This window comes from Ureibacillus acetophenoni (genome assembly GCF_900220965.1).
GTDB classification, from domain to species: domain Bacteria; phylum Bacillota; class Bacilli; order Bacillales_A; family Planococcaceae; genus Ureibacillus; species Ureibacillus acetophenoni.
Genome location: NZ_OBQC01000014.1, coordinates 41,380 through 60,939 on the forward strand (window position 1 = coordinate 41,380; position 19,560 = coordinate 60,939).

Here is a 19,560-nt window from a genome sequence, read left to right on the forward strand (position 1 = left end):
ATATAATTCTGTACCTACTATATCTTAAACTACATTATGAATTTTTTATGAACTTCATTAAATCTCCTTTATCATACTTTGATATGTGCATAATTTCTCCATAATTATTTGTTACATTATTTTTGTAAACAAATTAAGGAGGAATCAGCATGAAATCCAAGTTATGGATAACTGCATTAATAACCAGTGCTGTAATTGCAACTGGTTGTAGTGCAAATAATACAAATTCAGAATCAGAAGAAATGGATCATTCCAACATGTCTGAAGAGGAAATGAAGAATATGGAGGGGATGGATCATTCCAACATGGATATGGAAGGGATGGATATGGAAAACGGCCATGCAAGTCATACAAATCCATTAGAACTAAATAATTCGACAGGTGAAAACGAACTAGCCCTTCCACCATTAGTAGAAGCTAATGATGGAGTTGTTGATATTACTGCTCAACAAGGTAAAACTGAAATTTTTGAGGGTGTCCAAACTGACACATATGGATATAATGGTTCATTCTTAGGTCCAGTTATTCGTGTAAGTGAGGGTGAAACTGTAACATTTAGAACGAAAAATGATTTGCTAGAACCGACAACATTCCATTGGCATGGAGTTGATATACCGGGTGAAGGGGATGGAGGACCACATCAACTTCTACAACCAGGTGCTTCAGAAGATGTAAAATTCACTGTAAGTCAAGGAGCCTCAACACTTTGGTTCCATCCACATCCAGAAGGTGCTACAGCAGAACAAGTATACAAAGGATTAGCAGGATTGATTTATGTGGAAGATGAAAACTCTAAAAACCTAGGATTACCTGATGAATATGGAGTAAACGATTTCCCACTAGTTTTCCAAGACAGACAATTTAATGAGAATAAACAATTTGATTACCAAGCAGTGCGTAATGAAGATGGAACAATAGGCGATACAATGTTAGTAAATGGAACTCTTAATCCTAAACTGACAGTAGGAAAAGAGAAAGTACGCTTACGATTATTGAATGGTTCTAATGCTCGTAATTATACATTTAAATTAAACACAGGAGATTCATTCCAACAAATTGCAACAGATGGTGGATTCTTAAATGAACCAACTGAAATGTCAGAAATCATATTAACACCTGGAGAACGTGCTGAAATTATTGTTGATTTTTCTAAATATGATGCATCAAGCGACGTAGCCTTAGTTAATGAAGCTGATTCTATCTTATTGCCATTTAAGATTGATGAACAAAAAACAAATACAGTAGAAATTTCAGAAACATTAAATGACTACGTAGTAACTGAAGAAGAAAAAAATCTACCTGTTACGAAAAAACTTGAACTATTTGGTATGGGTGAAATGGTCTATATCAATGACAAGCAATTTGATATAAATCGAATCGATTTTACTCAAAAACAAGGTGAAACAGAAATTTGGGAGATTTATAATAAACCAGATATGATGGGCGGTATGGCACACCCATTCCATATTCATGGGACACAATTTAAAATCGTTTCAATTGATGGCAAGGAACCACCTGCGGAACTGCAAGGCTGGAAAGACACAGTTGCAATTGAACCAGACCAAACAGTGAAGCTAGCTGTGAAATTCAATAATAAAGGGATCTACATGTTCCACTGTCATGTTCTTGAACATGAAGAAAACGGAATGATGGGACAAGTTGAAGTTTTATAACTTTATCCACTGTTATATAAAAAAACCAAATTGGGTTTTTTAAGTCCAATTTGGTTTTTATATTATATTAGTGTTTTATAAGGAAGTATTAAATAGGTAACATTGATTGGTAAAATCAATAATATTATTACCGGAGAATTAGGTGAAGCTGATATCGTTTTATACATGGGGTTGATTATTCCGGAATAGGAGTGCAAATTATGGAAAAAATTGTTTGTGCTTGTGGGCATGAAAACCCACTTGGCACAAAAATTTGCAGCAATTGTGGTAGACCACTAACAGAAGAAGGAAAGTCACAAAAAGTTTTAGATATGAAATATGATGGATCTGCCATTCGATCAAAGACGCACAATAAATCCTTTGTCGATAAAGTATGGAATTTTTTCTCTAGCGTAAAAGTTGGAGTGGCATTAATCATTATTCTCTTAGTAGTAGCATCTATCGGAACAATTTTTCCACAAGAATTTTTTGTAGCTGCTGGAACGGAGGCTGGTAAGGCACTTTATTATGAAACAAACTATGGATCATTAGGTACACTATATTACAATTTGGGGCTTTCTGATCTATATTCAACTTGGTGGTTCCAGGTACTTGTGGGAATGCTTGGGGTTTCCATTATTGTTGCAAGTATTGACCGTGGTATCCCATTACACAAATCATTAACAAAACAACGAGTAAAACGTCACGAAAGCTTTATGAGACGCCAACGAATTATTGCAGAAGGTGCTGTTACTGAAGGCGATCCATCTAAAACACTTTATTCGGTTGAGGAAAAACTAAAAAAAATGAATTACAAAGTACGTCACGATGGATCAGCCTTACTTGCTGAAAAAGGTAGATTTTCACGTTATGGTCCTTACATTAATCATGTGGGTTTAATTATTTTTTTATTAGGTGTTATGCTACATCAACTTCCGGGAATGCATGTGGATGAATCAATGTGGATTCGTGATGGAGAAACTCGTGCTATCCCTGGAATGGATGGTTACTTTTTAGAAAGCAAAAAGTTTATTTTAGAAACACATGATAATGACCCGACAACTGCACAAATACAGCAAGGTGTGGCTGTAATTGCAAAAAACTATCAAACGGATGTAGTATTGTACAAGCAATCGGATGATGCATTACCAGGAGAAACAAATAATTTAGAAGTGGTGAAAGAGTACTCGATCCGAGTAAACCATCCATTAGAGCATGATGGGTATTCATTATATCAAATGGATTATAGATTAAATGAATTAAAAGAAATGACGTTTTCATTAACGAATAAAGAAACTGGTACTGTACTAGGAAATATCACTATCGATTTAAGAAATCCAAAAAGTGAGTATGTCATTGATGAAAATACTAAGGTAGAGTTAATGGAATATTATCCTGATTATACAGGGTTTAATGATGAAGGTAAGCCACAAACAGCAACACCGAATCCAAATAATCCAGCATTTATTTTTAATATGATAACACCGGAAAAACCAAAAGGTGAGATTAGCTTTGTTGCTATTCAACAAACGGTTGAAGGTTCAGGGGCTAGTGAGAATACTTATAAAATGGCGTTTACTGGTGTAGATACGATCAATATGTCAGGTTTAACAATTCGAATGGATAAGACAATTCCATTATTAATTGTTGGTGGATTTATCTTTTTACTAGGTTTAGCAATAGGGTCCTACTGGAATCATCGAAGAGTTTGGATTGAACAGTTAGCAGACGGACAAATTCGTCTTGCTGCACATACGAACAAAAACTGGTTTGGAATTAAGAAAGAAATTGATGCCTTAACTGAATATGCACATTTACCTCAATATGTTGATCAGTTAGTTGACGAAAAAGAGAAAGAAAAGAAAGATGAATAGTAGTATTAATATAAAAGGGGAAGGTGACTACTTATTATGAGTTTAATAGATATTAGTGGTAATCTTTTATTTGTTGCATTTGTTGCCTATTTAGTTGCAACGTTATTAATTGGAGGTTCGATTAAAAGCGCAAAACCAGATGGAGCGGCAGGACGCGCAACTAAATGGGGTCAACTAGCGATTATTGTTACTATCATCGGATTCCTTGCACATTTAGGATACTTTATTACACGTTGGATTTATTCAGGACAAGTACCAGTAAGTAATATGTTCGAATTTACAACAGCATTTGGTATGTTTTTAATAGGGGCATTTATCTATATGTACTTTATGTATCGAGTGACTGCACTTGGATTAGTTGCGTTACCAATTGCATTAATAATCATTGGTTGGGCAGCAATGTTCCCAAGAGAAGTAACACCTTTAGTACCATCTTTACAAAGCCACTGGTTAACAATTCACGTAATTACAGCAGCTATTGGTCAATCGATTTTAGCCATCAGTGCGGTTGCAGGATTAATTTATTTACTAAAAGTTATTGATGCAAAGAAAAAAGGAAAAGAACGTTTTTGGCTTGAAGCAGTACTGTATTTTTTAGTTATCATTGTAGGTAACATTGCAGCGTCAGTTGCATTTAATGTTGTAGGCTATGAAGACCGATATTCTTATATCAATAAAGATGAAATAGAACTTCAGATTATTTATAATCATCCACCGATTTTTGGTATGAATGAATCTACTGCTATAACTGAAGGAGCGATGGAACCTTTAATTGAAATGCCAGCATTTATTCATGCTCAAAAATTAAATATTGTAGTTTGGTCATTATTAGTTGGTACGATTCTTTACGTTTTAATTCGATTAATTGCTAGAAAGCGAATTATCGAATTGTTGAATCCATTAGTACAGAAAGTAAACTTACAACTATTTGATGAAATTGGCTATCGTTCAGTATTAATAGGATTCCCGATATTTTCTCTAGGAGCTCTTGTCTTTGCGATGATTTGGGCACAAGAAGCTTGGGGACGCTTCTGGGGTTGGGACCCAAAAGAAGTATGGGCGCTAATTACATGGTTATTTTATGCAGCATACCTTCACCTACGTCTTTCAAAAGGTTGGGAAGGCAAAAAGAGTGCATGGTTAGCTTTAATCGGTTTCGGTATTATTATTTTTAACTTAGTCGTAGTAAACTTAGTTATCGCTGGACTGCACTCTTACGCATAAAATAAATAGTTTAAGAGAGTTTATCTTACTTTGTATAGTAATGATAGTGAATGTATGTTTTTATTAAAATAACAGCTACTTGTCTTTAATGTCACACATTTTACGATAATTAGTACATCACTTATATATTTGTGATGTACTTTTTAATTAATAGACCTATAAATTATTAAATTATTAGTATTATAACAATAATAAAAATTGGATTTTAAGCATGGAATCAACCTTATAAAATCCATTACTTACGAAAAGGTGTAGAAAATGGGTTATCTTATAGATTTTACTTTATTAGTTATGGTATATATATATATTTATTTTAGAAGATGGAAAAATGAATCGAAGAATACATTAATAATTAAAACTCTTATGTTTGTATATATAGTAATGGTATTATTTGTTACAATAATGCCCTTCACTATACCATTAAATGGAACAAATAAATTGTTTTTAGAGACTGCTAATTTTATACCATTTAAAGATCTAATGTTAAAATATCACGGTGCTACAAAGGAAATTTTCTTAAACATTTTAATGATGATGCCTTTTGGATTTTTATACCCAATTATAATGAAAAAAGGCTTATTAAAGACCGTTATAGCAACATTAACTTTTAGTTTGTTCATAGAATGCTATCAATTAATTAGCGTATGGTGGAATGCTGCTTCGACAAGAATATTTGATGTGACTGACTTAATTACAAATTCAACTGGTGGTCTATTTGGATACATTTCTTTTAGTCTAGTAACTTTAATTAGTAAAAACCATAATTCATAAAATCTTTTAAATTACCACCATATCACTAATTAAACAATTGGAAGGTGTTAATGGGAAGAATTGCTATTAGGGTTCCTTTACACTTCTATAGGATTTTTATTGGTGGAGCCGTTGCATGGCTCTTTAAGGATTTTCAACGAAAGATAATCATTATTAATGCAGTATGTGCTGGCCTAATCTTTGGCCTAATAAGTATTGTAATTTTCCAAGAAGCAATTGAATTAGGCGGTTGGTTCATAACAATAGTTGAAGTTTCTATTGGAATGGTCATATTTGAATTATTACATAAAGTAATGCGGAATTATCAGGTGATTAAGAATACCTCAAAGGAAAGAGTATATATTCGTAAAGGTTTGTTACTGATATTGAGTTTCTCCATTCCCAATCTACCTATTGGAATTATTCTAGCGACAAGTCACGAACATGATATTTCTCTTTTACAAACGCTTCTACTTCATAATATCCCTGAAGGCATCATTTTATATACTAGATTTAAATCATACTTTTATTTCGACCATCTTAATTAGTTTTACCATAGGTATTATTTTAATGGTTACAGTTACAGAAATACTGTTGCCAGTAATGGAAAAATCCTCATTACATAGAATTTTAATTTAACCTCTAATCGGAATAGGAATTATGGCATTCAATTTAAACTTATTTTAATAGATTAGTTAGTTTCAGATTGAGTTTTGTTGGTCATCATTTTGTTTTATTACTCCAATGAACTGAAACATTATTGTAAAATCTATTAAGTGTTTTGAATGGTATACTCAATTTTTTAGATAAAGAGTACTAATAGGTTTATCAACTAGAACAAGATTTTCGGGAGGATTTTTTATTTGGATAAGAAAATAAAAGGTTTTGTCTTAATAGGATTTTTTACGTTGTTTACTTCAACGATTTTCCTTAATCTACAAGCCTCAGCAAATAATTTGGATAGTTTAAAAGAAGAACAAAATGAAATAGAACAAAAAAAGACAGAGTTAAACCAAGAATTAAAAGATAAAAAAATAGAAATTCAGACAAACCAAGCAGAACAAGATAGTTTATTAAACCAAATAACAAACTTTAATAAAGAAATTACTGCTACCGAAGATCAAATTAATGTTTTTGAATCTAGTATTGAGCAAACAACTCAAGAAATTGAAAATTTACAAGTGGACATTAAAGATCTAGAGGAGAAAGTCAATAATCGAGATGAACTAATTGACGAACGTTTACGTACAATTCAATCTAGTGGAACAATAAATTGGTTAGATATTTTACTAGGCGCAAATAGCTTTATTGATTTAATAGATAGATTTTCAGCAGCAAGTACATTAATGGAGGCTGACCATTCCCTTATAAATGAACAAAATGAAGATATTAGGCTAATTGAGATAAAAGAGTTTGACTTAGAAGAAACGTTAGTGAAACTTGAGAGTGAACGTACAGAATTGCTTACATTAAAGACTAATTTAGAGAGCCAAAGATCAAATAAAACGGCCCTAATTGTAATACTTGAAGCCGAACAAGAAAAGCTAAAAGACTCAAAACAGCAATTGGAAAATGAATACGAGGAAGTATATGAAATCAGTGAAGATTTAGAAGCAAAAATCATTGCAGAACAGAAACGTATGGCAGAATTGGCACGTGAACAAGAACGTAAACGACTTGAACAAGAAAGTAAACAAAATAAAAATAATGAATCAGCTTCACCTAATATTCCTGTAACATCAAGTGGAGTGTGGACAACTCCAACATATGGTACATTTACTTCTGGTTATGGATGGAGAAGTTTTGGCGGTGGTGAGTTCCACTATGGTGTGGACGTAGCAAATTCTACTGGAACACCAATTGTGGCAGCTTCGGATGGAGTAGTTTCGTATGCTGCACCTCTTAGTACATATGGTAATGCTGTTCTCTTAACACATTCGATTAATGGAAAAATTTATACAACCGTTTATGCTCACATGAGTTCGATCGGTGTCCAAGCTGGACAAACCGTATCGAAAGGACAGGAAATAGGGAAAATGGGTGCGACTGGTCGTGTCACAGGACCACATTTACATTTTGAATTGCATAATGGTACTTGGGCAGGTCAAAAGGTAGGACATATGAATCCGTTGAAGTTTGTTCCGTTTTAAATAGTGTGCTTCACTAATTAGTATCCTCAAATAAATTTGGAGGGCATTCCAAATTTATTTGAGGATTTCTTCATAATTCATTTATAACTCATTTGTAATGAAACTATTACTCTACTTGTAAAATACATTATAATAGAAGAAACTCATTACTTAAAAGAAAGAGGAGGCGATAGAATGAGTAAGAAAGCAGTTGCTTATATTCGAGTAAGTGATATGGGACCGACAGGCGAGAAAGATTCCCAAGACACTCAACTCGAAGAAATTAAGAAATATTGTATACAAAATGATTATGAACTAATAGGTTCTTATCAAGATTTGGATATCTCAGGTGGCACAGATAATAGACCAGATTTTCAAAGATTGTTTGAAGATGCTAGAAAGAAAAAATTTGAAGTAGTAGTTGTATATAATCTAAGTCGTTTCTCTAGAAATGTTCAACATACAATATCATATGTTCAAGAGTTAAGCGATTTAGATATTGACTTTGCTTCTACGAAAGAAAACTTCTTGAGAACAGACACACCAGAAGGACGCTTAATGTTCCACATTACGGCTTCTGTGGCTGAATACCAACGAGAACAGATAGGGCAAACAGTACGAGACAATATGCTATCAATAGCAGCACGTCAAGGTCGCTTCTTAGGTGGATTAGCACCGTTGGGCTATACAGTTAAAGAAGATAAGACGGGTTTTGAAATTGTTGAAGAAGAGGCTGTTGTTGTAAGGTGGTTGTTCAATGAATACCGGAATGGAAAAGGAATGGATGCTTTAACTAGAACACTCACAGAAGACAATGCTTTAGGAAGGGATAAATTCAGCAAATCCACTATTAGGGCTATACTTCTAAACCCTGTTTATGTTGGGGACTTTTACTATAATAAAAGAAGAAAAACAACTTCTGGTAAAAGAAAGAAGAATGAAGAAAATGATTGGATTATTGTTGAAAATAGACACGAACCAATTATTGATAGAGAACTCTTTAATGAAGTGCAAGAACTACTCAAAAGTAAGGCAAGAGGTAAAGGAACATTCAACCCCAACAAGGCTGCTACTAAGCATTTATTAACTGGTCTATTGACTTGTTCTTGTGGTAATACATTCAATGGAAATCCTAAATATAATAATGACGGAAAAAAATATGAATATTACTATTGCAGTGGTAGACAAAGGCACTCTAGAGCATTCTGTGATGCAAAAGGTTTGAGAGTAGACAAAGTAGATCCATTAGTTATCTCAACTCTTGAAGATGTTGTGAGTAAGAAGAAATTACTCTCTGCTTTCAATTCTCAGTTCGCCACTCTAACAACTGAGGAAGCCGATAAGTTAAAGAGGAAGGTCTCTCTCCAAAGGCAGATTGTAAGGAAGAACGAGCAGATAAACAACTTAATGGATAGAAGTTTAAGGACTAAAAATGAAAAAATGATTGAACGGTTCGATAGGGAAATGACAACTCTTCAAGAAGAAATAGAAGAGGTGCAAGTTGAACTTGAACAATTTGATACTACAAATAACTTACTAGTTGAAAAAGCAGAAGAATTAAAACATAGCATTATTACAAGTGAAAAGTTTGAATTGTCTGTTAACTTCTTGAATTATGTCGATAAAGAAATTCAACGAAAAGTTATTGGTGAGTTGATAGACAAAATAGATGTTGTTCAACTTGAAGATGGAAATACTAAACTGGATATCCACTTTAAGTTTGATAGTGAAAATATTGAGTTAGTGAAAAACATTAGCAAACTAGATTATAAGAATCTAGAAACTGAAAAAGAACTTCTTCACAAAATTATGAAGATAGCAGTTGAGAACAATTCTGAAAGTTCTCCCAGAAAGCCGTTATCTGCACAAAATAGTGAGGATTGTGTAGGTGACGGCCATCCCCGTCCTTCGGTATCTAAGTAAACAAACTAATCTTATATTAAGTGAGACAAGGTATAATACCTTGTCTCTTTTTTTATTCGTATCCTTATAAATAGACTACGATTTAAATCTCCAAGTGCAGTAACTAAAGAAGCGCAAATAAACGCAAATAAACGAATAATCATCCTATATAATTGACATTATTCTCTTAAAGAATATTACAATGCAAACTAACATACTATTAATATAAGGAAAACATATTTCAAATGATTAAGGTCTATTTAGATTAGTAGAGTTCGTATGAGTGAAAGATTCTAAGGAGGTTGTAGTTTATGACACTTCTAAAAACTAGTGATGGTACCAATCTCTATTATGAGGTGGTTGGTGAAGGAGAACCGATAGTATTAATTCACGGATGGGGACAAAACAATGAGGGATTCCTACCTCAAATCGAAACATTAAGTAAAAACTTTAAAGTGATCTCTTATGATTTAAGGGGACATGGGAAATCAGATAAACCCCATTATGGACTAACATTGAGTAGATTCGCTGACGATTTAGAAGAACTTATGAATGAGCTTGCATTAGAAAATGTAAACTTAGTTGGATGGTCAATGGGTGCATCTACTAGCTTTGAGTATGTGAGAAAGTATGGTGTTAACCGTCTTAAATCCCTTACTATATTCGACATGACTCCAAAGCTTTTAAATGATGAAGAGTGGAAGTATGGTTTGTTTCATGGGAGATATGAAATACAAGACGCTCTAAGGGATTTAACCGCTTTGAATCATGATTATTCCGCTTTTGGAAAAGAGTTTATGTCGATAGCAGCACCATATTTTACGGAAGAGATGATTGAGGAGACAAATAGTTTATTTGTTGAAGGGAATACACCGCACGTTTTAGCTGCTATGTGGCTAGCGATGGTTGTAAATGATTATCGAGACGTATTGCCAAAAATAACGGTTTCGACACAAATCGTTTATGGTGATCAGAGTACATTATATTCAAAGGAAACAGCAGAATACCTTGTATCACAAATACCAAATGCTAAAGCGATACCTTTTGAGAATTGCACTCATTTGTTAGTAGCGGAAAACCCTGATAAAACAACAGAAGTCATTTATGATATTGCGAGTAAATAATTTTATGGCATAGTAAAACCAGCACTCCTATTGAGTAGAGCAGTGCTGGTTTTTTTACATATTTAATTTAGTAGTTTATTAAAACTTTATAATGCGGACACTGTTTGCAACTTCGAAGACTTTAAGGTTTCGATTAATCCTTCTACATATTGTTGCACACTCTGTGCAGCTATACTCCCATCGTTAGTTGCTGTAACGATTTGACGAAGTGATTTTTCACGAACATCCCCTGCAGCAAATATCCCTGGAATGTTAGTTTCCATTTTTTCATTTGTAACAATATAACCGCGTTCATTCAATATACCTAAATTGGTAAATGGTTTAGTTAAAGGAACCATGCCTACGTATACAAATATACCATCAGCTTTTATTTGTTGTTCCGTTCCATCTTCCGTATTTACTAATGTAACACTACTAACTTTTCCGTTTTCTTCGTGAATTTCCTTAACGGTATGATTCCATATAAAATCTATTTTTTCATTAATAAAAGCACGATCTTGTAAAATCTTTTGAGCACGAAGTTTGTCACGACGATGTACGATGGTAACTTTACTAGCATAACGTGTCAGAAAAACACCCTCTTCAACAGCGGAATCACCACCGCCAATTACAAGTAATTCGCGTTGTTTAAAGAAGGCACCGTCACAAACCGCACAATAGGAAACACCACGTCCTCCTAATTCAGATTCACCCGGTACTCCAAGCTTTTTGTATTCAGCCCCAGTTGCAATAATGATGGCTCTCGCTTTTATTTCCTTATTTTCGGATTTAATAATATTGTAATTTCCATTGTCTATAATTTCTTTAATATCGCCATATGCGTACTTAGCACCAAATTTTTTAGCGTGTTCAAACATTTTATTTGATAGATCTGGACCAAGAATTTTTTCATATCCAGGATAATTCTCTACTTCCTCTGTATTAGCTATTTGACCACCTGGTACACCCCGTTCCAACATAATAGTAGATAAGTTGGCACGAGACGTATAAACAGCTGCTGTCATACCTGCAGGACCTGCACCGATAATAGCTACATCATAAATATTTTCTTCAATCATTTTCTTCTCTCCTTTACATTTTTATAAATATGATCTGCATTTCCCTTTGTAACTTTAGTGTAGCAGTGGAAAAAATATCATTGAACCAATAGAATTGAATAAACGTTGTTTATACAACATTTCAAGTAATTTGTTTAAAAATTAGGTGAAAATCGAGAGTTTCCTTAAAGGGGGGATGTTATATGCTAAAAATTTGTTTAATTAGGCATGGTGAGACAGATTGGAATGCTAAAGGAATCATTCAAGGTACTTTAAATACAGAATTAAATAATAGAGGGAAACAACAGGCAGAGTCATGTGCTGCTTATCTTTCAAAAGAAAATTGGGATTTGGTAATATCGAGTCCTTTAATTCGTGCAATGGACACTGCTACTATTATTGCAAATAAAATATCTCTTAATGTGCAAATTATGGATGAATTTATAGAGAAGCATTACGGAGAAGCTGTTGGTTCTCCATTAATTGACAAGACACTACATGACCAAGTTGGGGAACAATTTATTCTCTTTAAAAAACGAGTACTTATAGGATTAAATCGATTAATAGAAAACTATGATAATAAAAATATTCTACTAGTAACACATGGCGATGTAATCCAGGTTATTTTAACTACATTACTTCACTCTAATGAATACAATAATAAAGTGAACAATGCCAGTTTATCAGAAATTGAATATAATAATGTTCATTGGACAATTAATTATTTTAATAGGATAAACTACTTATAATTAAATAGTATTATCAGGGATATTTTACAAAAGGAAGAAATTGTACTATACTTTCTTTAGTAAACAACAAAAAAATGAATATTAAACTAATAGGTTTCTTAAATGTTATTTAAGACTAAGAGGGAAATTGGTGTAAATCCAATACGGTCCCGCCACTGTAAGCGAGAAGGAAGGTTATAAATATCCACTGTGTGTAAACATGGGAAGGAGTAACCAACTGTTTGATTCGTAAGTCAGGAGACCTGCCTATTATGTGTTTAAGCTTCCTCGAGGAAAGGAAAGTTTAAAGTGTAGGTAGTCTTTATTTAAATCATTTTCGTTAAATAATAGATTGCAAGCTTATATAAAATATCTGCAAAGATTAATATATAACAAAGATACCTTTAATCGACGCTTTCCACAGGAAAAGCGTTTTTTTGTGTTTAAAAATAGAAGGGAGTCTTACAAATGAAAGAGATTTTGAAAAAATGGGGATTGTTGAGTGTTTTTTTACTTTTAACTTTAACGATCATTACAGGCTGTGGTACACAAGGGAAAAACGATGAAAGTAATATAGAGAAAGAAAATGCTCAAGAGGAAGTCGTTAATAATAATGAAAGTCAATTTCCTATCACTATTACAGATGGTGCTAATCGTGAGGTGACAATTGATGATGAGCCTGAAACAATTGTTTCCATTCAAACGAGTAACACAGAAATTTCATTTGCACTTGGACTAGGCGATAAGATTGTTGGTGTTTCAGATTACGATAACTATCCACCGGAAGCATTAGAAAAAGAAAAAGTAGGTGCACAAGATATTAATGCAGAGCTTGTTCTTTCACTTTTGCCGGATTTAGCGCTAGTTACTGATTATCATTACAATACACACCCAGATTTACTTAAACAGTTTGAAGAAGCTGGGATTGACGTAGTTGTTGTTGGAGATGCAACATCCTTTGAAGATGTTTACCATAATATTGAAATGATTGCGAAGGCAACTGGAACTGATGAAGAAGCACAAAAAATTATTACTGATATGCAGCAACGTCATGAAGCAATTAAAGAAAAAGCTGCGGAAATGATTACAGATAAAAAGAAAGTTTGGGTGGAAGTTTCACCGGCTCCGGATATTTTTACTACTGGAACAAATACCTTTATGCATGAAATGCTAGAATCCATAAATGCAACTAATGCCGCGGAGGCACATGAAGGATGGGTAAAACTAACAGAGGAAGAAATCGTACAATTAAACCCTGATGTTATCATTACTACATATGGTTACTATATAGACAATCCTAGAGATCAGGTACTAAGCCGTGAAGGATGGAATGAAGTGCCTGCTGTAAAAAATGAGCAGGTGTTTGATGTTGATAGTGATACTGTTACTAGACCAGGACCTCGTTTAATTGAAGGAGTAGAGGCAATTGCAGAGTTTGTATATCCGGAAGTTTTTAACTAATAAAATTAGATGGTTGTACGTTTTTAGTGGAGGGTTAGTACTATGTACGGCCCTCTTTGCCTTATTGATAAGTAGCGTTCAAGTACCTGTTTCAACAATTTTACATATAATCATGGACAAAACCTTTAGCATGGGCTGGTTAAACGATATTGCGAGAAATGAAGAAATGATTATTTGGAATATCCGATTACCCAGAGTAATTCTTGCTTTCTGCGTGGGAGCATCTCTCGCACTAGCTGGTGCTGCTTTTCAGGGACTTTTACGTAACCCTTTAGCAGATCCATACACAATTGGTGTCTCCTCAGGTGCAGCTCTAGGTGCAGTTGTCGTTTTATTTTTTCAAATTACCATTATTGGTTTTGGAAGTTTTACTCTTCCAGTCGTTTCAATTATCGGTGGTTTTGCAGCCCTACTTGTAGTATTTGGACTAGTTAGATTAAGTAGTAGAAGTTTATCGATTGAAACTTTAATCCTAGCAGGAATCATTGTTAGTGCCTTTATTGGTGCAGTTGTGTCTCTTATTATTTCGTTAAGTGATCGAGATTCAATGACACAAATTATCTATTGGTTATATGGTAGCGTTGGCATGAGGGGCTGGAGTCATATACAGTTAATCCTTCCCTTTATGGTGATTGGTACTATCATTCTGTTCTATCACTACAGGGAATTAAATGCTTTAGCATTAGGTGAGGATGCAGCAGAAAATATAGGAGTGGATGTTCGTAGAGGGAAAACATTCATATTAATTGGTGCTTCTTTATTAACTGGAGCAGCAGTTGCTGTATCAGGTTCAATTGGATTTGTTGGACTAGTTATTCCTCATTTAGTTCGTTTAGTAACAGGTCCCAATCATCGTCACGTCCTACCCATATCCATGTTAGTAGGCGGTGCTTTTCTCATATTAGCTGATTTACTATCGAGGACTATTATTGCTCCAAAGGAATTACCCATAGGCGTTATTACAGCATTAATAGGTTCACCTGTTTTTGCGTTGTTATTAATAAGAGAAAGAATTGGGCGGAGGGGATAAAGTATGATCAAACTTAATGGCTTGAGTGGTGGATACACTCAACCTCCAACTGTTAATGGTTTGGATTTAGAAATTAATAAAGGAGAATTTTTTACCCTTCTTGGCCCAAATGGTAGTGGAAAGACAACTCTTTTTAAGCTTATTACCGGACAATTACCAATTAGTGAAGGTGAAGTTTATATTGATGGAAAAAATCTAGCGACTCTATCGAACATTGAAAAGGCGAAACTAATGGCTGTTCTGACACAGGAAAACAAAGTAGCGTTTGATTACACAGTTGAGGAAATAGTAAGTCTCGGTCGTTATCCACATCAAAAAGGTATATTCAAGAACCTAACTAAAAAAGATTTGGCTGTCATAGAAGAAGTCATGGAACTAACAAACATTAGCGATTTTCGAAAAACCCCTTTTCGAAGGATGAGCGGTGGAGAAAAACAAAGAGTGTTGTTGGCTAAAGCGTTAGCACAAGAACCTGAAATTTTATTATTAGATGAACCTACTAATCATTTAGATATAAAACATATATTCCAAATGTTGGATTTACTAAAAAAACGTCAGGAAAATTTCGATTTAACAGTTTTTGCAATCCTACATGATTTAAATATCGCCTCACTATATGCAGATAGAATTGCATTTCTTCATAACGGAAGCATCTTAGAAGTAGGCGATGTTGGAATCTTAAGAAAAGAAGACAAATTAAAAATGGTTTACGACGTGGAGTTAAAGTCTAGGGCACATCCTACGCTTCCAAAGCCTCAACTTATTATGACTCCAGACTATAGCGTTTCTAGAACGATGGACTTTAGCAAGTCATATCGAATAAAACAAACTGAGGAATATATTCATGTAGAGTTCAATCAGCATTTAAGAACTATTTCTAATGGGGTAATCGGCGAAGGAATTCAGTGGTTAAAGCATTTTTGTAACTTTCATGTTTCGAAAGATTACAATAGTTCCGAACCTAAAGAAGATCTACAAAGTTGGATGACCAAACACTCCATTCCACCCGAACAAGCAGTTGGCATGATGACCGCTGTAGAGCTTGAGGATGCAGTTTTTTTAGAAGAGGAAATTGAAGGTATTCCTATGATGGCAGTGGTCACTGCAGGAACAGGAAATGCTGTTGATATAACAAATGAGTTAAATAGAGGAGTAATCCAAACAGTTGGGACAATTAATATATTTTTATTCATAAATGCCCATTTTTCTGATGGAGCTCTTGTAAATGGAATTATATCTGCTACTGAAGCAAAAGTGAAGGCCTTACAGGATTTAAAGATAAAGGATATACACTCAAATACAATTGCAACTGGTACTTCAACAGATGCAATTCTACTTGGACTTACACAACAAGGGGAAAAAACACCATATGCTGGATCAGGTACAACTGTTGGAAAAGGAATTGGTCAAATCGTATATCGTGCAACAAAGAAAGCGATAAAAAAGTATTTACATAGAGTTTATGAAGGAAATTGGAGGCAATAGTTATTGTTTAATATAAACCTTTAAACAAATCCGTACTTCATTATGTAGTGTGATCCTTGATTATATTTTCTTAAAAAGGTGGAGTTGTTATAGTGACAAAACGAATTGTAATTGCAGGCACTGGAAGCGGAGTAGGAAAAACAACCATTACCATTGGTATTATGGCTGCTTTAAAGCAGGCTGGGCTAATCGTTCAAGGTTTTAAATGCGGACCTGATTATATAGACCCATCATATCATTCAGCTGTAACGAAAAGAGTTTCCCGTAATTTAGATAGTTGGATGCTCACGCAAGATTGTATTTTGGAAACATATATAAACGGAAGTCAAGGTGCAGACATCTCGGTAATTGAAGGAGTCATGGGTTTTTTTGATGGGAAAAGTCCAGAAACAAACGAGGGTAGTACTGCTGAAATTAGTATGATTACTAAAAGTCCAGTTTTGCTCGTCGTCAATTGTGAAAGTATGGCTCGTAGTGCAGCAGCTATCGTTAAAGGGTTTCAACTGTTTTCAGAAGGGCCAAATATTGTTGGTGTTATCGCAAATAAAGTTGGGAGTGAAGGCCACTATCAACTAATCAAAAAATCAATCGAACAGGAATGTCATGTTCCTGTAATTGGTTATTTGAAAAGGGAGATAGATATTGAAATTCCTGAGAGGCAACTTGGACTTATACCTTCTATTGAAAGAGGAGATCTAGATTCGCTTTTTGATCGATTAGGGGAATTAATTGTTGAGACAATTGATATAGAGCAACTTCTTGAACTAGCTACAGCTGAACCATTAAGAGTGAATAACAAGGATTTGTCTGTTAATACAAAAATAGAACATATCGTTAAAATTGCTGTTGCGAAGGATAAGGCCTTTAATTTTTATTATCCTGAAAATTTAGAAATGCTAGAAGCAAAGGGTGCTAAAATCGTTTATTTTTCACCACTTGATAATGAAGAGTTACCGGAAGATGTAGATGGACTATATCTAGGTGGCTGTTTACCTGAAGAATTTGCTCATGAGCTGGCAGGTAATATAAAAGCTAATCGTTCAGTGAAGACTTTAATTGAGCATGGTTTACCTACACTTGCAGAATGTGGAGGATTCATGTATTTAACAGAATCAATCGAAACGACAAGGAAAAAGAAGTATCCGATGGTAGGAGTAATCCCAGGTAGCATACATATGCAACCGACTTTATCTGCATTGGGTTACAGAGAGATAAGTGGTCAAAAGGGAAATTTTATACTAAGAAGTCTATCCGCAAAAGGGCATGAATATCACTACTCTTCCTATCAATCTACCGAAGCGAATTTACCATTTGCCTATCAAACGGAAGGGTTGCAAGGCTTAAAAAATGAAGGCTATTTAATCCACAATGTAGTTGCAGGGTATACTCATATTCATTTTGGTTCATGTTCTGAGATGGTAGAGAATTGGATTGAAAAATGTGTAGAGTACAAAGAAAGTAGGGGGAAATCGTATGATTGAGAAAAACTATCCAATTCCAAATAGAAATAAGGAAATGGGGCAACAAGTCTATGAATATATTAATACATTGGCAAAGCCACTTGGAAGTTTAGGAAGATTAGAGGAAATAGCTATTGAATTAGCTGAAATGAAAAACGAAGCATTTCCGAGTGTTTCGCCAGCAGGTATTCTTGTTTTTGCTGCAGATCATGGCATAACTGAAGAGGGAGTCTCAGCATACCCGCAAGTCGTGACAAAGGAGATGGTGCACAATTTTCTAGACGGAGGCGCTGGAATTAATGTCTTTGGTAGACAAATAGATTCATACATCAACATCATCGATATTGGAGTTGCGAATGATATTGAACATACTAGTTTAATAAATAGAAAGATACGTTATGGTACTGCTAACTTCTATCGGGAAGATGCGATGACCCGTCAAGAGGCTGAAAGGGCAATTGAAGTAGGTTATGAACAAGGCTCGGAAATGATCAAAAAAGGAGCCCAGTGTCTCATACTTGGTGAGATGGGAATTGGAAATACGACAGCGAGTAGTGCGATCTTAGCTGTTCTTAGTAATAGTGATGTCGCTACACTAGTTGGTTCTGGTACTGGTATCTCACAAGAAATCTTGATACATAAAACAAAAGTTATAAAACAGTCCCTTCAAAAACGTAAACCAAACCCTCATGATCCTATAGATATTATCGTTAAGGTAGGAGGACTTGAGATTGCAGGGATGGCAGGTGCAATGCTTGCTGCTGCTACTAATAGAGTACCAATTCTTATCGATGGATTTATTTGTACAGTAGCAGCATTGCTCGCTAAGGAGATTTCTCCTAATGCCTTTGATTACATGGTTGCAACACACCAATCAGTTGAACCAGGGCATAGAATTGCTCTTAATTTATTAGGGAGAAAACCTATTCTTGATTTAGATCTTAGATTAGGCGAAGGAACTGGAGCAGCCATTACCTTTCCAATTTTGCAGTCGGCTACATTGATGCTTAAGGAAATGGCAAGTTTTGATTCTGCGGGGATATCTAAAAAAAGCTAACGATTTCATAGAGTGAAACTTTTATCAGTCGGGGATTTTGTAAATCCCCGACTGATGGATAGTTGAACCGGGATAAAAATGGAGGTAAACATGGAAAAAAGTAATGCGAAAAATAGAGGACTAACACTTGTGTATACAGGTGATGGAAAAGGGAAGACAACATCTTCTTTAGGACTAGCGCTAAGAGCAGTGGGAAGAGGGTTAAACGTCAAAATATTTCAGTTTATAAAATCACCTCAGCGATCCTATGGAGAACAAATTGCTTTCAACAAGTTAGGGGTCGAGATGATACAGCTTGGAATTGGGTTTACATGGACAAAAACCCCCGAGGAACATAGAGAAGCATTAAAAATCGGATGGCCACAAGCTAGGGACGCTGTTATGAGTGGGGAGTACGATTTAGTGATTCTAGATGAGTTGAACAACGCACTTGCAATTGATACCTTCCCTGTTGACGATGTTTTGCCACTAAACGAAGTAATCGATTTAATTCATAACAAGCCATCCCATGTGCACCTTGTCATTACTGGAAGAAATGCGAAACAGGAAATTAAAGATGTAGCTGATCTTGTTTCGGTAATTGACTCGGAAAAACATTATTACGATGAGGGCATTCCGGCTGTAAAGGGAATAGAGTTTTAATGTAG

16 protein-coding genes and 1 riboswitch are annotated in these 19,560 nt (G+C 34.7%); of the genes, 15 read left to right on the plus strand and 1 reads right to left on the minus strand.

The window, feature by feature from the left end:
* Positions 1–149: 149 nt before the first annotated feature.
* From CRO45_RS15975 to CRO45_RS16010, 8 genes are all read left to right on the plus strand, one after another.
* Positions 150–1,673 (plus strand): multicopper oxidase family protein, encoded by a 1,524-nt coding sequence (locus CRO45_RS15975; RefSeq protein WP_097150622.1) that lies wholly within the window; start codon positions 150–152, stop codon positions 1,671–1,673.
* Positions 1,674–1,873: 200 nt separating this feature from the next.
* Entirely contained in the window at positions 1,874–3,526 is a 1,653-nt protein-coding gene (locus CRO45_RS15980) for a cytochrome c biogenesis protein ResB (RefSeq protein WP_036188682.1), read from the plus strand.
* 36 nt (positions 3,527–3,562) lie between these two features.
* Positions 3,563–4,750: a c-type cytochrome biogenesis protein CcsB gene (gene ccsB / locus CRO45_RS15985; RefSeq protein ID WP_097150623.1), complete on the plus strand. Its 1,188-nt coding sequence runs from the start codon at positions 3,563–3,565 to the stop codon at positions 4,748–4,750.
* A 258-nt stretch (positions 4,751–5,008) separates the two neighbouring features.
* Positions 5,009–5,521 (plus strand): VanZ family protein, encoded by a 513-nt coding sequence (locus tag CRO45_RS15990; protein ID WP_097150624.1) that lies wholly within the window; start codon positions 5,009–5,011, stop codon positions 5,519–5,521.
* Between the two features lie 50 nt (positions 5,522–5,571).
* Positions 5,572–6,048 (plus strand): ZIP family metal transporter, encoded by a 477-nt coding sequence (locus CRO45_RS15995; protein ID WP_235864620.1) that lies wholly within the window; start codon positions 5,572–5,574, stop codon positions 6,046–6,048.
* Positions 6,049–6,363: 315 nt separating this feature from the next.
* Positions 6,364–7,650 (plus strand): murein hydrolase activator EnvC family protein, encoded by a 1,287-nt coding sequence (locus CRO45_RS20400; RefSeq protein WP_097150625.1) that lies wholly within the window; start codon positions 6,364–6,366, stop codon positions 7,648–7,650.
* Positions 7,651–7,824: 174 nt separating this feature from the next.
* A complete protein-coding gene (locus CRO45_RS16005; RefSeq protein WP_097150626.1) occupies positions 7,825–9,552 on the plus strand; it encodes a recombinase family protein in 1,728 nt (575 codons plus the stop codon).
* 290 nt (positions 9,553–9,842) lie between these two features.
* Positions 9,843–10,655, plus strand: a complete 813-nt coding sequence (locus CRO45_RS16010) for an alpha/beta fold hydrolase (protein ID WP_097150627.1) — start codon at positions 9,843–9,845, stop codon at positions 10,653–10,655.
* Positions 10,656–10,741: 86 nt separating this feature from the next.
* Here the strand turns inward: CRO45_RS16010 and trxB are convergent, their stop codons facing one another.
* Positions 10,742–11,713, minus strand: coding sequence for a thioredoxin-disulfide reductase (gene trxB, locus CRO45_RS16015; RefSeq protein ID WP_097150628.1), 972 nt, complete (start codon positions 11,711–11,713; stop codon positions 10,742–10,744).
* Between the two features lie 182 nt (positions 11,714–11,895).
* Between trxB and CRO45_RS16020 the strand changes: the two genes are divergently transcribed.
* The 7 genes from CRO45_RS16020 (at position 11,896) to CRO45_RS16050 (ending at position 19,555) form a co-directional block, all read left to right on the plus strand.
* Positions 11,896–12,441, plus strand: a complete 546-nt coding sequence (locus CRO45_RS16020) for a histidine phosphatase family protein (RefSeq protein WP_097150629.1) — start codon at positions 11,896–11,898, stop codon at positions 12,439–12,441.
* Positions 12,442–12,515: 74 nt separating this feature from the next.
* Positions 12,516–12,705, plus strand: a riboswitch (cobalamin riboswitch).
* A 183-nt stretch (positions 12,706–12,888) separates the two neighbouring features.
* On the plus strand, positions 12,889–13,881 hold the full coding sequence (locus tag CRO45_RS16025; protein ID WP_097150630.1) for an ABC transporter substrate-binding protein: 993 nt from the start codon (positions 12,889–12,891) through the stop codon (positions 13,879–13,881).
* The gene (locus CRO45_RS16030) at positions 13,847–14,911 is read left to right on the plus strand and encodes a FecCD family ABC transporter permease (protein WP_097150631.1); all 1,065 of its coding nucleotides are present in this window, start codon (positions 13,847–13,849) and stop codon (positions 14,909–14,911) included. The genes CRO45_RS16025 and CRO45_RS16030 overlap by 35 nt, the downstream gene beginning before the upstream one ends.
* A gap of 3 nt (positions 14,912–14,914) precedes the next feature.
* Positions 14,915–16,396, plus strand: a complete 1,482-nt coding sequence (locus CRO45_RS16035; protein WP_097150632.1) for an adenosylcobinamide amidohydrolase — start codon at positions 14,915–14,917, stop codon at positions 16,394–16,396.
* Between the two features lie 89 nt (positions 16,397–16,485).
* Positions 16,486–17,877 (plus strand): cobyrinate a,c-diamide synthase, encoded by a 1,392-nt coding sequence (locus CRO45_RS16040; RefSeq protein WP_097150633.1) that lies wholly within the window; start codon positions 16,486–16,488, stop codon positions 17,875–17,877.
* A complete protein-coding gene (gene cobT, locus CRO45_RS16045) occupies positions 17,870–18,913 on the plus strand; it encodes a nicotinate-nucleotide--dimethylbenzimidazole phosphoribosyltransferase (protein ID WP_097150634.1) in 1,044 nt (347 codons plus the stop codon). The genes CRO45_RS16040 and cobT overlap by 8 nt, the downstream gene beginning before the upstream one ends.
* 90 nt (positions 18,914–19,003) lie before the next feature.
* Positions 19,004–19,555 (plus strand): cob(I)yrinic acid a,c-diamide adenosyltransferase, encoded by a 552-nt coding sequence (locus CRO45_RS16050; protein WP_097150635.1) that lies wholly within the window; start codon positions 19,004–19,006, stop codon positions 19,553–19,555.
* Positions 19,556–19,560: the final 5 nt, after the last annotated feature.